The following is a 15068-nucleotide window of genomic DNA, read 5'->3' as shown; positions in this document are numbered from 1 at the left end:
TCAGCTCCCGCCGCCCAGGGCGCGGTAGAGCGTGACGAGGCTCTGGGCGCGCTGGCTCTGCACCTGCACCAGGCTCTGCTGGGCCGCGAACAGCGAGCGCTGCGCGTCCAGCCTGTCCAGGGCGCTGGAGACGCCGGCCGTGTAGCGCTGCTCGGCGGCGCCCAGGCGGCGCGTCTCGGCGTCGACCTGGGCGGCCAGGGCGGCGCGCTGCTCGGCCAGCAGCGCGCGGCCGGCCAGGCCATCGGCGACCTCGCGGAAGGCGGTCTGGATGGCCTTCTCGTACTGGGCCAGGGCGATGTCCCGGGACGCCCGCGCACCCGCCAGGTTGGCGCGGTTGCGGCCGGCGTCGAAGAGGGGCTGCACCAGCGACGGCGCGAAGCTCCAGGCCGAGTTCTTGAACAGGTCGGACAGATGGCCGCTGGCCGTGCCGACGCTGCCGGTCAGCGTGATGCGCGGCCAGAAGGCGGCGCGGGCGGCATCGATGTTGGCGTCGGCGGCGCCGAGCTGGAACTCGGCCTGGCGGATGTCGGGCCGGCGCGTCAGCACCTCGCTGGGCAGGCCGGCGGGCAGTTCGGCCAGGGGCTCGAAGTCGGCCAGGTCGCCGCTGGGCGCGGGCAGGTCGGCCGGCAGCGGGCCGCCGATCAGCAGGGCCAGGGCGTTCTCGTCCACGGCGCGCTGGCGCTGGGCCTGGGCGTGGACGGCGCGGGCCGCCTGCCAGGACGACTCCGCCGAGCGCAGGTCCAGCTCGCCGGACACGCCGCCGTCGAAGCGCTGGCGGGTCAGGGACAGCGACTGCTCGCGCGTGGCCAGGGTGTCGCGCGTCAGCTTGAGCAGGGCCTCGTCGGCCTGCAGCGCGATCTCGGCATTGGCGACGCTGGCGATCAGGGCCGTGCGCACGGCCTGCTGGCTGGACTGGGCCGCCAGCAGCTGGGAGGCGGCCGCGGCGCTCAGGCCGCGCAGGCGGCCGAACAGGTCCAGCTCATAGGCCGACACCTGCAGGCCGGCCTGGTAGACGCTGTTGATGCCGCCGGCGGCGGTGGGCGTGCGGGAGCCGCTGATACCGGCGTTGACCGTCGGCCAGAGGTCGGCATCGCGAGCCGCGGCGCTGGCGCGCGCGGTCTCGATGTTGAGGGCGGCGATGCGCAGGTCGCGGTTGTTGGCCAGGGCCAGCGGGATCAGCCGCTGCAGCCGTGCGCCCTTGAAGGCCTGGGCCCAGGGCAGCTCGACGGCGGCCGCGCTGCCAGGGCCGCCGGCCTGCGGGAAGGCGGGAGGCACGGCGGCCGCGGCGGCTTCAGCGGCCACCGGACGCTTGGGCTCGGGGCCGGCGCAGGCCGCGAGCAGGGTGGTGACGGCCATGAGGGCGATCAGCGGGAGCGCGGGCTTCATGCCTGGCTCCCCGAGGCTTCCTCGTTCTCGTGGGCGTCGCGCCGGCGCTGCCTTTCGCTGCCGGGGAAGAACCTGCGCACCAGCACGAAGAACACCGGCACGAGGAAGACGGCCAGGGCCGTCGCCGAGATCATGCCGCTCATGACGCCGGTGCCGATGGCGCGCTGGCTGGCCGAGCCGGCGCCGCTGGCGAGCACCAGCGGCATCACGCCGAGGATGAAGGCCAGCGAGGTCATCAGGATGGGGCGGAAGCGCAGGTGGGCGGCTTCGATGACGGCCTCGACGGCGCTCTTGCCGTGGGCCTGCAGGTCCTTGGCGAACTCGATGATGAGCACCGCGTTCTTGGCCGCGAGGCCGATGATGGTGATCATGCCGACCTTGAAATAGACGTCGTTCTCCAGCCCGCGGAAGTTGGCACCGAGCACGACGCCCAGCACCCCCAGCGGCACGACGAGCAGCACGGCGGCCGGGATGGACCAGCTCTCGTACAGCGCCGCCAGGCACAGGAAGACGGCCAGCAGCGAGAAGCCGAACAGGATGAAGGCGGTGGAGCCCGACAGCTTCTCCTCGCGCGTCAGGCCGGTCCATTCATAGCCGAAGCCGGCAGGCAGTTCGGCCGCGATGCGTTCCATCTCGGCAATCGCCGCACCGCTGGACACGCCCTTGGCCGCCTCGCCGGCGATGCGCATGGTCGGGTAGCCGTTGTAGCGCACGGTCTGCATGGCGCCGGTGATCCACTTGCTGCTGGCGAAGGACGCCAGCGGCACCGGCTGGCCGCTGCCGTTCATCACGTTGAGCCTGAGCAGATCCTCCGGCGTCATGCGCGCCTGCGCCTCGGCCTGCACGACGACGCGCTGCAGCCGGCCGGCATTGGGGAAGTCGTTCACATAGCTGGAGCCCAGCGACGTGCCGAGCACGGCATTGATGGCGGCGATGGGCACGCCCAGGGCCAGGGCGCGTTCGCGGTCGATCTGCAGCTCGAGCTGGGCGGCGTCTTCCAGGCCGTCGGGGCGCACATTGGCCAGCAGCGGGCTCTTGGCGGCGGCGGCCAGCAGTTGGCCGCGCGCGGCGAGCAGCTCGGCGCGCGTGTGGCCGCTGCGGTCCTGCAGCCGGAAGGCGAAGCCGTTGGCGCGGCCCAGGTCGCGGATGGCCGGCGGGCTGACCGGGAAGATGATGGCGTCGCGGATCTTGCTCAAGGCGCCGAAGGAGCGGGCCACCAGGGCCTGCGCCGTGTGTTCCTCGCCCTTGCGTTCGTCCCAGGGCTTGAGCGTGATGAAGCCCAGAGCCGCGTTCTGGCCCGAGCCGGCGAAGCTGAAGCCGACGACGCTGACCATGCTCTCCACCTCGGGCTGCTTGAGCATGTAGTCCTCGGTCTGCTGCATGACGGCCAGCGTGCGCTGCTGGGTCGCGCCGGGCGGCAGTTGCACGTTGACGAGGATGCTGCCCTGGTCTTCATTGGGCACGAAGGAGGTCGGCAGCTTCTGGAACATCAGCACCGCCACCGCGATGACGGCCACGTAGAGGATGAGCCAGCGCGGCGCTTTTTTGAGCATGCGGGTAACGCCGTTCTCGTAGCGCCGCGCCATGCGGTTGAAGCCGCGGTTGAAGGCGCCGAAGAAGCCCTTCTTCTCGAGGTGGTGGCCGGCATCGACCGGCTTGAGCAGAGTCGCGCACAGGGCCGGCGTCAGCGACAGGGCCATGAAGGCCGAGAAGGCGATGGAGCTGACCATCACGGCCGCGAACTGGCGGTAGATGTTGCCGATGGCGCCACCGAAGAAGGCCAGCGGCACGAAGACGGAGATCAGCACCACCGTCACGCCGACGATGGCGCCGGAGATCTGGCCCATGGCCTTGCGCGTGGCCTTGAGCGGCGACAGCCCCTCCTCGCTCATGATGCGCTCGACGTTCTCGACGACGACGATGGCATCGTCCACGACGATGCCGATGACCAGCACCATGCCGAACATCGTCAGCACGTTGATGGAGAAACCCAGGGCCAGCAGCGTGGCGAAGCTGCCCAGCAGCGCAATGGGCACGACCAGGGTCGGGATGATGGTGTAGCGGATGTTCTGCAGGAACAGGAACATCACCAGGAAGACCAGGGCCACGGCCTCGATCAGCGTCTCGACGACCTGGGAGATGGAGATGTCGATGAACAGCGAGCTGTCGAAGGGGATGCTGGCCTTCATGCCGGCCGGGAAGTAGGGCTGCAGCTCCTTCAGCCGCTGCTTGACGAGGTCGGCCGTCTGCAGCGCATTGGCCGAGGGCGCCAGCTGCACGCCGATGCCGACCGAGGGCTGGCCGTTCAGCCGCGTGGTGCGGCCGCCATAGCTCTGGGCGCCGAGCTCGACGCGGGCCACGTCCTTCAGCCTCACGGTGGAGCCGTCGGCATTGGCGCGCAGCACGATGTTGCCGAACTGCTCGGCGCTGGTCAGCTGGCCGCGCACGACGACCGTCGCGAACAGGGCCTGGGCCGGCAGGCTGGGCTGGTCGCCGATGGTGCCGGAGTCGACCTGGGCGTTCTGGGCGCGGATGGCGTCGTTGACGTCGGCCGGCGACAGGCGATAGCCCTGCAGCTTGGCCGGGTCCAGCCAGATGCGCATGCCGCGCTCGGTGCCGAACAGGCTGGCCTGGCCGACGCCGGGCACGCGCTGGATCTCGGGCAGCACGGTGCGCGAGGCGTAGTCGCCCAGCGCGACCGGGTCGAAGGCCGGGTTGTCGCTCGACAGGATGGTGAAGAGCAGGAAGTTGGGATTGGCCTTGTCCACCCGCACGCCTTGCTGGATGACGGCGGCCGGCAGGCGCGGCTGGGCGCGGGCCAGGCGGTTCTGCACGTCCACCTGGGCCAGGTCGGGGTTGGTGGCAGGGTCGAAGTTCAGCGTCAGCGAGCCGGTGCCGTCGGCCTGGCTGACGGCCTCCATGTAGATGAGGCCGGGCGAGCCGTTCATCTCGCGCTCGATGATGCTGATGACGGCGTCTTCCAGCGTCTGGGCGGAGGCGCCGGGGTAGGTCACCGACAGCGAGATGGCGGGCGGCGCCACCGGTGGGTACTGCGCGATCGGCAGCTGCTTGACGGCGACGCCGCCGATGACGGCGATGAAGAGGGCGATGACCCAGGCAAAGATGGGCCGGTTGATGAAGAACTGCGCCATGGCGGGATCAGGCCTTGGAGGCGGCGGAAGCGGCGGGCGCGGGGCTGGAGGCCGCACCCGGCGGCGTCCACTGCACCGGGCGGGCCTTGCCGCCGGCACGGGCGCGCTGCAGGCCGTCGACGATGACCTTCTCGCCCGGCTTCAGGCCGGACAGCACCAGGGCCTGGCCAGGGCGCGGCGGCCCGAGCTTGACGGGACGGGCGCTGACCGAGCCGTCGTCGGCGACGACCAGCACCGTGTCGCCCTGCGGCGTGCGCGCCACCGCCTGCTGCGGCAGCCAGATGCCGTCGGCCACCTCGGCCAGGGCCAGGCGCACGCGCACATACAGGCCGGGCAGCAGCTGGCCCTGGGTATTGGGCAGCTCGGCGCGCAGCGTGATCTGGCCGGTGGCCGGGTCCACGCTGAGGTCGGAGAACAGCAGGCGGCCGGTCTGGGCGTAGACGCTGCCGTCTTCCAGCACGACCTGCACCTGCGCCGCTTCCTTGCCGGCGGCGCGTTGCAGCTGGCCGCTGGCCAGGGCGGCGCGCAGCCGCATGACCTCGGCGGCCGGCTGGGTGAAGTTCACATAGAGCTTGTCGATCTGCTGAACGACGGCCAGCGGCGTGGTCTCGCCCTGGCCCACCAGGGCGCCTTCGGTGACGAGGGCGCGGCCGATGCGGCCGGCGATGGGCGCCGTGACGGCCGAGTAGCCGAGGTTGATCTGGGCCGTCTGCACGGCGGCCTTGCCGGCGGCCACGTCGGCGGCGGCCTGCTTGGCGGCGGCCTGGGCGTTCAGGGCTTCCTGCTGGCTGACGGCCTGGGTCTTGGCCAGCGGCGCATAGCGATCGGCCAGGGCCTGGGCCTGCAGCAGATTGGCCTCGGCGCGCGCGAGCTGGGCCTGGGCGCTGGCCAGCGTGGCGCGGTAGGGCGCCGAGTCGATCTCGAACAGGGCCTGGCCGGCCTTGACGTCGCTGCCTTCGGTGAACAGGCGCTTTTGCAGGATGCCGGCGGCGCGGGCGCGCACCTGGGCGATGCGGAAGGCCTCCAGGCGGCCGGGCAGTTCGGTGGTCAGGTCGGCGCGGCCCGGCGTGGCGGTGACGACGCCCACCTCGGGCGGCGGCGGCGCGGCGGCCGCGGGCTTGCCGTCACCCCCGCCGCAAGCCGTCATGCCCAGCCCCGCGACCAGCGCCGCCAAGATGCCCAGACCCGCGCCGCTACCCCATGCCAACTTCATCTTTGCGTCCTGTTCGACTTATCTCTCGACGGCCCGCTCCGGCACCGGCTTTGGCGCCCGGAGCAAAACCGTTGACTGTAGCCATGCAATCGCTTTCATGCAGGTGAAGCAACGCAAAGCCTTGGACGGTCATGGGTCGGCGGCGAGGGCCTGCAGCTTGGCGCTCAGGCGGGCGAAACGGGTGTCGGGGAGGGCGGCGAACGCTTCTCGCGGCATCCAGCGCACGCCCTTGACCTCGGCCCATTGCGGCCTGACCTCCGCGGCCGAGTCCAGGCGGAAGAGATAGATGAAGTCGTGGTGGACATGCTCGCCTTCGCCCTTGGCGGGATTGGCCGGAATGCGGTGGCTGTCGATGTCCAGCGGGGCCGCGCACGGCCAGGCGCAAAGGCCGGCCACGCCCGTCTCCTCGGCCGCCTCACGCGCCGCCGAGGCCTGCAGGCCGTCCAGGCCTTCGTGATGGCCGCCGGGCTGCAGCCAGCGGTCCAGCACGCGGTGGTGGATCATCAGGATGGCGTCGGCGCGGGCGTCGTAGACCAGGGCGCTGGTGGTGATGTGGCCGCGCATATTGCCGCGCGCGAAGACGTCTTCGTCCTGCGCCAGCTGCTCGGCGAGGTGCTGCAGGCCCGGCGCCTCGTCGGCGTGGCGCTGGAGGTAGTTCCGCAGCTGCAGCCGGGCTTGCGCGAGCAGATCCTGCGGGCTGTTCATCATCTGGTCGGCAGGACGGCCAGGCGTGCACGCTGCACGGCGCGGCCGATGTCGGGGCCCTTGGCGCCCCGGGCGATGGCCTCGGCGCTGGCGGCGGCCAGGTCTACCGCCTGGGTTGCACGCAGGTCGGCCAGCAGCAGCTCGCGCTGCGGATAGTCGCGGCCCTCCAGGCCGAGGCGGCCGCGGGCGTCGCATTCGCAGGCCCACAGCAATTCAGCGAAGCGATCGGGGCGGCGCCAGGCGTCGCAGCGCTCCATCAAGCGCAGCCGCGCTTCGGCGCTGAAGCCGCCACTCTGGTGCACGTGGGTGTGCTCGCGGGCGACCAGCTCGGCCAGCTCGCGGCAATCGGCCGGTACCTTCCAGCGCGCGCTGACCGCGCTGGCCAGTTCCTCGCTGCGCTTCTCGTGGGCGATGTGGCGGGGCAGCTCCTCTTTGCGCGTCGTGCCCTTGCCCAGGTCGTGGCAGAGGCAGGCGTAGCGCACGGTCAGCGGCGCGCCCTGCAGCGCGCATTGGTCCAGCACCATCAGCAGGTGGATGCCGGTGTCGATCTCGGGATGGTGGGCCTCGGGCTGGGGCACGCCGAACAGGGCCTCGACCTCGGGCAGCAGCTTCGCAAGGGCGCCGGCCTCGCGCAGCACCTCGAGCATGCGCGAGGGCTTGTTCTCCATCAGGCCGCGCGACAGTTCCTGCCAGACGCGCTCGGCCACCAGGGCATCCACCTCGCCGGCGGCGACCATGGCGCGCATCAGCTCGACGGTCTCGGGGGCCACCGTGAAGTCGGCAAAGCGCGCGGCGAAGCGGGCCAGGCGCAGGATGCGCACCGGGTCCTCGGCAAAGGCCGGGGAGACGTGGCGCAGCACCTTGTCGGCGATGTCGCGCTGGCCGTTGTAGGGGTCGATGAGCTGGCCTGCCTCGTCCTGGGCCATGGCGTTGATGGTCAGGTCGCGGCGCGCCAGGTCCTGCTCCAGCGTGACGTCGGGCGCCGCGTGGAAGGCGAAGCCGTGATAGCCGGCCGCCGTCTTGCGCTCGGTGCGGGCCAGGGCCACTTCCTCGTGGGTCTTGGGGTGCAGGAAGACGGGGAAGTCCTTGCCCACGGGCTGGTAGCCGGCGGCGAGCAGATCCTGGGGCGAGGCGCCGACGACCACCCAGTCCCGGTCCTGCACGGCCAGGCCGAGCAGCCGGTCGCGCACGGCGCCGCCGACGAGATAGGTTTGGAAACTGGCAGCCATGGCGCCAGTATCGGCGCGGCGACTGCCGGCCTGTCAGCGCTTGGCGCGCTCCTCGCAGATCGTCTTCAGCCGCAGCAGCGCCTGTGGCCACATCTTCTGCATCTGTTCGGCCCAGTCCGGCGTGATCTGCATCTCCACTTCGAGGCGGGTCCCTTGCGGAACGGCTTCGAAGCGGTAGTTCTCGTAGGAAGGCGCCCAGGCCTTGACCGCGTCGCTGCTGCGGTCCTCAACGCCCTTGTTGAGCATGCCGACATGGCGGATGGAGATGAAGGCGTTGGGGCGATTCTCGGCAATCTCGGACAGCATGCCGTCGTCCGGGGACGCCAGGAAGCGGATGCTGGCGCCCGTCTCCCACGATCCCTCGTAGTAGGAGCCCTCGGCAAAGGCCGTGGTCCAGTCGCGGTAGTCGGTCGGGTCGATCATGGTCGTGTAGACCTGCTCGACCGGCGCTTCGATGAGGGTCTCGAACTTCAGCGTCTGCAGTTGCGGCATGGCGGGTCTCCGTGAGGCTTGGACTCATCCTAGCGATGCCGCTGGCGGTCAGCGCGACGGATCTGTAACTTGGACAAGGCATTCCTCAGCAGCCACACTCGCGGCATGAAGACCCTCAGCGAACACAGCTGCTTCGGCGGCACGCAGCGCTTCCACCAGCACGACTCGGCCGAGATCGGGCTGCCCATGCGCTTCGCCCTCTTCACGCCGCCCGAGCCCAGGGCGTTGCTGGTCTACCTCGCCGGCCTGACCTGCACCGAGGAGACCTTCACGATGAAGGCCGGCGCCCAGGCCGTGGCGGCCGAGCTCGGCCTGGCCCTGCTGATGCCCGACACCAGCCCACGCGGCGCCGGCGTGCCAGGCGAGAGCGAGAGCTGGGACTTCGGCGTCGGCGCGGGCTTCTATCTCGATGCGACGCGCGAGCCCTGGGCGAAGCACTGGCGCATGGAAAGCTGGCTGATGAAGGAGTTGCTGCCCCTGGTGCAGCGCGAAGTCGGGGTTGGCGGCCAGGATCGCGTTGGTCTGTTCGGCCATTCCATGGGCGGCCATGGCGCGCTGACGCTGGCCCTGCGCCATCCCGGCCGCTTCGCCTCGCTGTCGGCCTTCGCGCCCATCTGCGCGCCCATGCAATGCCCCTGGGGGCAGAAGGCCTTCAGCGGCTATCTCGGCGAGGACCGCGCCGCCTGGGCCGCCCACGATGCCAGTGAGTTGATGCGCCAGCAGGCGACGGCGCCCTATCCCGGCGGCATCCTCATCGACCAAGGGCTGAACGACAAATTCCTCGCCGAGCAGCTCCATCCAGAGGCCTTCGAAGCGGCCTGTGCGGCCGTCGGCCAGCCGCTGAACATCCGCCGCCAGGCCGACTACGACCACGGCTATTACTTCATCGCCAGCTTCGTCGACGACCACCTTCGCCATCACGCAACCCAGCTTCTGGCCTGACGGCTTTGCAATTCATGTGGGAAGCCACACTCGCCGTGGCGCGCTCCAAAACCTAAGCTGACGTCGAATCCAGTGCCGATCGAAGCACTGGCTGGAGACGCGCATGCAAGCCACACCCGCCGGGCCTCAGCCCTTCTATCGCTCCCTGTACTTCCAGGTCATCACGGCCATCGTCATCGGCGTCGTCGTGGGCCATTTCTGGCCGCAGACGGGCGAGGCACTCAAGCCCCTGGGCGACGGCTTCATCAAGCTGATCAAGATGATCATCGCGCCCATCATCTTCTGCACGGTGGTGGTGGGCATCGCCGGCATGGAGGACATGAAGCGCGTCGGCAAGACCGGCGGCTATGCGCTGCTGTACTTCGAGATCGTCTCAACCATCGCCCTCGTCGTCGGCCTTGTCGTCGTCAATGTGCTGCAGCCCGGCCAGGGCATGCATGTCGACCCCAAGACCCTGGACACCAAGGGCATCGCCGCCTTCACGGGCCCGGGCAAGCTGCAGGGCACGGTGGACTTCCTGCTCGCCGTCATCCCGACGACGGTGGTCGATGCCTTCGCCAAGGGCGAGATGCTGCAGGTGCTGCTGTTCTCGCTGCTGTTCGGCTTCGCGCTGCACCGCTTCGGCGGCCGCGGCACGCTGGTGTTCGACGGCATTGAGAAGACCTCGCATGTGCTGTTCGCCATCGTCGGCATGATCATGAAGGTCGCACCCATCGGGGCCTTCGGCGCGATGGCCTTCACCATCGGCAAATACGGCGTCGGCTCGCTGCTGCAGCTGGCCAAGCTGATGGGCTCGTTCTACGCCACCTGCCTGATCTTCATCTTCGTCGTGCTGGGCACCATCGCCCGGCTTCACGGCTTCTCGGTCTGGAAGTTCATCAAGTACATCAAGGAAGAGCTCTTCATCGTGCTGGGCACCTCGTCCAGCGAGTCGGTGCTGCCGCGCATGATGGCCAAGCTCGAGAACCTCGGCGTGCGCAAGTCCACCGTCGGCCTCGTCATCCCCACCGGCTACTCCTTCAACCTCGACGGCACATCCATCTATCTGACGATGGCCGCCGTCTTCATCGCCCAGGCCACGGACACGCCGATGACGCTGACCCAGCAGCTCACGCTGCTCGGCGTGCTGCTGCTGACCAGCAAGGGCGCGGCCGGCGTGACGGGCAGCGGCTTCATCGTGCTGGCGGCCACGCTGTCGGCGGTGGGCGGCGTGCCGGTGGCGGGCCTGGCGCTGATCCTGGGCATCGACCGCTTCATGTCCGAGGCGCGGGCCCTGACCAACCTGATCGGCAACGGCGTCGCCACCGTCGTCGTCGGCAAGTGGACGGGCGACCTCGACACGGGCCGCATGCAGTCGGTGCTGAACAACGAGACGCCCGCCCAGGCCGATGAGCCGGAAGAGGTGCTGGATGCGGTGGACCAGCACATGCCCGCTGCGGTGGCTGCAAAGTAAGAGAAATAGACAAGTCGCACGACCGTGCTAAATTGCGGGCATGGAAACCCGCAGCGAACGCGCCGAAACCACGCTGGCCGCCATCGTTGATGCCGCCCTGGCCATGGCCGTTGCCGAGGGCCTGGAGAGCATCAGCATCGGCGAGGTGGCCAAGCGCCTGGACCTGTCCAAGAGCGGCGTTTTCTCGCGCGTCGGCTCGCGCGAGCAGCTGCAGGTGGCCGTGCTGCTCGAGTTCGACAAGCGCTTCGTGCAGACCGTCTTCCTGCCCGCCATGCGGGAGGCGCGCGGCCTGCCGCGGCTGCAGGCCGTCATGCAGCGCTGGCTGAACTGGGCCAGCGACGTCGACCGCCACAAGACCTGCCTCTACACGGCCGGCGCCTTCGAGTACGACGACCGCGAAGGCCCGGTGCGCGAGCATCTGCTGGACGGCGTGCTGCGCTGGCGCGCCACGCTGCGCCGCACCGTGCTGCAGGCCGTGGAGGCCGGCCATCTGCGCGCCGACCTCGATGCCCAGCAGATGGTGTTCGAGATGGATGCCATCTTCACCATCCTGCTGCACGACGCCCGCTTTCTGCGCGATCCGCAGGCCACCGAGCGCGCCGAGCGCGCCTGGCAGCGGCTGCTGAAGGACTGCCAACCCGCCTGAGGCCCGCGATGCACTGCCCGCCTCCTTTCATTTGCCTTTTCATCGCACGACCGTGCGAAATATGGAGATTGCCGTGACCGCCCACAACCCTGCCGCTGCCTTCTATGCCTCACCGGCCGCGCGCGGCGTTGCCGCCCTGCTGCGCGGCCTGCACCGCGTCTCGCCCGACCTCGGCGCCCGCGTCGCCCTGGGCCTGTTCTTCACGCCCATGCCCACCAAATGGCTGGCCCGCTCGCGCGCGGTGCCGCGGCCCTGGGTGGAGACGCGCCTGCCCTTCGAGGGCGGCCATGTCAGCGTCTGGCAGCGCGCCGACGTCGAGCCCGGCCGGCCCAAGGTCCTGCTGACCCATGGCTGGGCCGGGGACGCCCAGCAGATGCGGCCGCTGGCCGACACGCTGGCAGCGGCCGGCTTCGAGCCCCTGCTGCTGGACCTGCCGGCCCATGGCCGCAGCGGCGGCTGGCGCAGCAATCTGCTGCAGTGGGTGAGGGCGCTGTTCACCGTGACGGCCCGCTTCGGGCCGTGGGACGGCGTCGTGGCCCATTCCCTGGGCGCGCTGGCCGTGTCGCATGCGCTGGCCCGCGGCCTGCCCGCGCGGCGCGCCGCCCTGCTGGCGCTGGCGCCGCCGCCGGCCCAGTTCCTGCGCTGGTTCGCCCAGGCCATGGGCACGGGGGAGAGCCTGGCTACGCGCATGAGCGGGCATGTCGAGAGGCGCGAGGGCGTCTCGCTGTCGCTGTTCGAGCCGGCCTGGCTGGGCGAGCGCGTGACGCAGCCGACGCTGATCGTGCACGACCGCGGCGATGTGACGGCGCCTCTGGCCGGCAGCGAGACCCTGCTCGCCGGCCTGCCGGCCGGGCGCCTGCATGTCACCGAGGGCCTGGGCCACCGCCGCCTGCTGAGCGATCCGGCTGTCATGCAGCAGGTGCTGGGACATCTGAGTTCCACAGCGGCATTGCGGGCGATCTGAAGCGCCGGGGGACAATCCCCCCATGGCTGTTCTTTCCCTCACCAATGCCCATCTGGCTTTCGGGCACGTTGCCCTGCTCGATGGCGCCAATTTCTCGCTCGAAACCGGCGAACGCGTCGGCCTCATCGGCCGCAACGGCACCGGCAAGTCCTCGCTGCTGAAGATCCTCTGCGGCTTGGAGAAGCTCGACGACGGCCTGCTGCAGCAGCAGCAGGGCCTGACCAACGTCTATGTGCCCCAGGAGCCGGAGCTGCGCGGCGACGCGACCATCTTCGACGTCATCAGCGAGGGCGTGGCCGAGGCCAAGGCCCTGCGCGAGCGCTATGAGCGCCATGACGAGAACGACGACCTGGCCTGGGTGCAGGAGCGCATCGAACACATCGGCGCCTGGAACTGGGAGCAGCGCGTCGAAGAGACCCTGCAGCGCCTGGGCCTGGACGGCTCGCGGCTGGTGGGCAGCCTGTCCGGCGGCCTGAAGAAGCGCGTCGCGCTGGGCCGCGCGCTGGTCGCCCAGCCCGACGTGCTGCTGCTGGACGAACCCACCAACCACCTGGACCTGGACGCCATCACCTGGCTGGAAGGCCTGCTGAACGACTTCAAGGGCTCGCTGCTGCTGATCACCCACGACCGCGCCTTCCTGGACAACGTCGCCAACCGCATCGTCGAGCTGGACCGTGGCCAGCTGCGCGGCTACCCCGGCAACTACGCCGCCTTCCAGGCCGCCAAAGCCTATGAGCTGGAGAACGAGGCGCTGTTCAATGCCCGCTTCGACAAGCTGCTGGCCCAGGAAGAGATCTGGATCCGCAAGGGCGTCGAGGCGCGCCGCACACGCTCGGTGGCGCGCATCCAGCGCCTGGAGGCCATGCGCCTGGCCCATGCGGCGCGGCGCGACGTGCAGGGCAAGGTCAGGCTGGACATCGACACCGGCAGCGCCAGCGGCAAGATCGTCGCGGAGCTGGAGGACGTGTCCAAGAGCTATGGCGATAGAGCCATCGTGCGCGGCTTCACCAGCACCATCCTGCGCGGCGACAAGGTCGGCCTGATCGGCCCCAACGGCGCCGGCAAGACGACGCTCTTGAAGATGATCCTCGGCGAGCTGGCGCCCGACAGCGGCACGGTGCGCCAGGGCTCGCGGCTGACGGTCGCCTATTTCGACCAGATGCGCGACACGCTGAACCTGGACGCGACGCTGGCCGACACCATCAGCCCCGGCTCGGAATGGATCGAGATCGGCACGCAGAAGAAGCATGTGAAGAGCTATCTCGGCGACTTCCTGTTCTCGCCGGCGCGGGCCAACTCGCCGGTGCGCACGCTGTCCGGCGGCGAGCGCAACCGCCTGCTGCTGGCGCGCCTGTTCGCGCGGCCGGCCAATGTGCTGGTGCTGGACGAGCCGACCAACGACCTCGACATCGAGACGCTGGAACTGCTGGAAGAGCTGCTGGCCGACTACGACGGCACCGTCTTCCTGGTCAGCCACGACCGGCGGTTCCTGGACAACGTCGTCACCTCGACCATCGTCTACGAGGGTGAGGCGCGCTGGCGCGAGTACGAGGGCAGCGTGCAGGACTGGCTGACGCAGTCCAAGCGCGCCGCCGCGCTGCAGGCCAAGGCCGCACCTGCGGCCGCAGCCCCCACGCCGCCGCCAGCCCCCGAGCCGGCGCCCGTCGTCGCCACCAAGCGCAAGCTCAGCTACAAGGAGCAGCGCGAACTCGACGAGCTCCCCAAGCAGATCGCCGCGCTGGAAGCCGAGCAGACGCAGCTGAATGCGCTGATCGCCGGCAGCGAGCTCTACACCCAGGGCGCCAAGCGCATCGCCGAGGTCACCGATCGTGCTGCTGAAATCGATGCGGAAATGCTGGCATTGATGGAGCGCTGGGAAGTGCTCGAAGCCAAATGAACGCCCTGCACCAGGAATGGCTGGCCCTGCAGACCCAGCATGAACGCTACGAGGCCCTGGCCCTGGGCGTGAAACTGGTGGCCTTCGCGGCCACCGTGCTGGTGCCGGACAACACCCTGGCTCTTGCCCTGCTGGCCCTGCTGTGGCTGCAGGAAGGTGTGCTCAAGACCTTCCAGGGGCGGCTGGGCGATCGCCTGCTTGTCGTCGAGGCGGGATTGAAAGCAGGTGAGGGCGCCGTGGCCATGCAATTGCACAGCGACTGGCTCGCCAGCCGGCCGCGCGGCGCCGGCCTGATCGCGCAATACCTGAAGAGCGCCCTGCGCCCGACGGTGGCCCTGCCCTATCCGCTGCTGATGATCCTGATCGTCGTGATCTAGGCGGGGTGCAATTTATCGAGCGGCACCAGCTCGTTCTTGCCTTTCAGCTGCACCACCGTCTCGCCATGACGGTGCACGACGTACTGGGCCACGTGTACGGCGCCGTTGAAGCGCACCTTGTCGCCGGGCTTGATGACGGCCTGAGGCGCGATCACCGGCAGCACGGGGCGCGGCGCCGGCTTGGCTGCGCGCATGGCGTCGCGCACCTGGCCATGCAGGCCCGGTGAGTTCTTGGCCAGGGCTTCCAGCGAGCGGTTCATCTCGGCCTTGAGCTGCTCGGCCGTGAAGGGCTTCTTCAGCAGGAAGTGGGCGCCATGGGCCTCGGCCTCGAACTGGTGGTCGGGCGTCACTTCGAAGCTCAGCAGCGACAGATGCAGCGTGGGCTGCACCTCACGCAGGCGCTGGTGGAGCTGGAGGCCGTTCAGCGTCGCCTTGGGGAACCAGTCGGTGATCAGGAAATGGGGCTTGAACAGCAGGCCCTGGGCGAGGGCGGCGTCAGTGTCGGCACAGCAGAGGATGCTGTCGGCCGTGAAACCATGGCTTTGCAGCAGCTGTCGGGCAAAGGTCTGCACCCCGGCCAGGGGGTCTACAACAAGGAATTTCAAGGGCTCG

The 15068-nt window shown here is 69.8% G+C and carries 13 protein-coding genes; 6 read left to right on the top strand and 7 right to left on the bottom strand.

Annotated features, from left to right (window positions below; translation table 11 throughout):
- The 6 genes from AC07OY_RS09435 to AC07OY_RS09410 all read right to left on the bottom strand — a co-directional run bounded on the left by AC07OY_RS09435 (position 1) and on the right by AC07OY_RS09410 (position 8177).
- Positions 1–1386 carry an efflux transporter outer membrane subunit gene (locus AC07OY_RS09435; protein ID WP_495042302.1) on the bottom strand — a complete coding sequence of 462 codons (1386 nt, stop codon included), beginning with the start codon at positions 1384–1386 and terminating at the stop codon, positions 1–3.
- Positions 1383–4538: an efflux RND transporter permease subunit gene (locus AC07OY_RS09430; RefSeq protein WP_495042301.1), complete on the bottom strand. Its 3156-nt coding sequence runs from the start codon at positions 4536–4538 to the stop codon at positions 1383–1385. Before AC07OY_RS09430 ends, AC07OY_RS09435 begins: the two co-directional genes overlap by 4 nt.
- 7 nt (positions 4539–4545) lie before the next feature.
- A complete protein-coding gene (locus AC07OY_RS09425) occupies positions 4546–5751 on the bottom strand; it encodes an efflux RND transporter periplasmic adaptor subunit (RefSeq protein WP_495042300.1) in 1206 nt (401 codons plus the stop codon).
- A gap of 129 nt (positions 5752–5880) precedes the next feature.
- Positions 5881–6459, bottom strand: a complete 579-nt coding sequence (locus AC07OY_RS09420) for an NUDIX hydrolase (RefSeq protein ID WP_495042299.1) — start codon at positions 6457–6459, stop codon at positions 5881–5883.
- Positions 6456–7685, bottom strand: coding sequence for a multifunctional CCA addition/repair protein (locus AC07OY_RS09415; RefSeq protein WP_495042298.1), 1230 nt, complete (start codon positions 7683–7685; stop codon positions 6456–6458). The genes AC07OY_RS09420 and AC07OY_RS09415 overlap by 4 nt, the downstream gene beginning before the upstream one ends.
- Before the next feature lie 33 nt (positions 7686–7718).
- Positions 7719–8177: an SRPBCC family protein gene (locus AC07OY_RS09410; protein ID WP_495042297.1), complete on the bottom strand. Its 459-nt coding sequence runs from the start codon at positions 8175–8177 to the stop codon at positions 7719–7721.
- Positions 8178–8282: 105 nt separating this feature from the next.
- On the opposite strand from AC07OY_RS09410, the gene fghA reads away from it, so the two are divergent.
- The 6 genes from fghA to AC07OY_RS09380 all read left to right on the top strand — a co-directional run bounded on the left by fghA (position 8283) and on the right by AC07OY_RS09380 (position 14456).
- The gene (gene fghA / locus AC07OY_RS09405; protein ID WP_495042296.1) at positions 8283–9119 is read left to right on the top strand and encodes an S-formylglutathione hydrolase; all 837 of its coding nucleotides are present in this window, start codon (positions 8283–8285) and stop codon (positions 9117–9119) included.
- 103 nt (positions 9120–9222) lie between these two features.
- A complete protein-coding gene (locus tag AC07OY_RS09400; protein WP_495042295.1) occupies positions 9223–10572 on the top strand; it encodes a dicarboxylate/amino acid:cation symporter in 1350 nt (449 codons plus the stop codon).
- Between the two features lie 40 nt (positions 10573–10612).
- Positions 10613–11218: a TetR/AcrR family transcriptional regulator gene (locus AC07OY_RS09395; protein WP_495042294.1), complete on the top strand. Its 606-nt coding sequence runs from the start codon at positions 10613–10615 to the stop codon at positions 11216–11218.
- A 73-nt stretch (positions 11219–11291) separates the two neighbouring features.
- Entirely contained in the window at positions 11292–12182 is an 891-nt protein-coding gene (locus tag AC07OY_RS09390) for an alpha/beta hydrolase (protein WP_495042293.1), read from the top strand.
- Positions 12183–12204: 22 nt separating this feature from the next.
- Entirely contained in the window at positions 12205–14079 is a 1875-nt protein-coding gene (locus tag AC07OY_RS09385) for an ATP-binding cassette domain-containing protein (protein WP_495042292.1), read from the top strand.
- Positions 14076–14456 carry a hypothetical protein gene (locus AC07OY_RS09380; RefSeq protein WP_495042291.1) on the top strand — a complete coding sequence of 127 codons (381 nt, stop codon included), beginning with the start codon at positions 14076–14078 and terminating at the stop codon, positions 14454–14456. The genes AC07OY_RS09385 and AC07OY_RS09380 overlap by 4 nt, the downstream gene beginning before the upstream one ends.
- On the opposite strand, the gene AC07OY_RS09375 is transcribed toward AC07OY_RS09380, so the two are convergent.
- Positions 14453–15061 carry a response regulator gene (locus AC07OY_RS09375; protein ID WP_495042290.1) on the bottom strand — a complete coding sequence of 203 codons (609 nt, stop codon included), beginning with the start codon at positions 15059–15061 and terminating at the stop codon, positions 14453–14455. The two genes, AC07OY_RS09380 and AC07OY_RS09375, sit on opposite strands and share 4 nt — an antisense overlap.
- Between the last annotated feature and the right edge of the window lie 7 nt (positions 15062–15068).

This window comes from Roseateles sp. GW821-FHT09H10, assembly GCF_059415865.1.
This window is presented reverse-complemented; position numbering and strand designations above follow the sequence as displayed.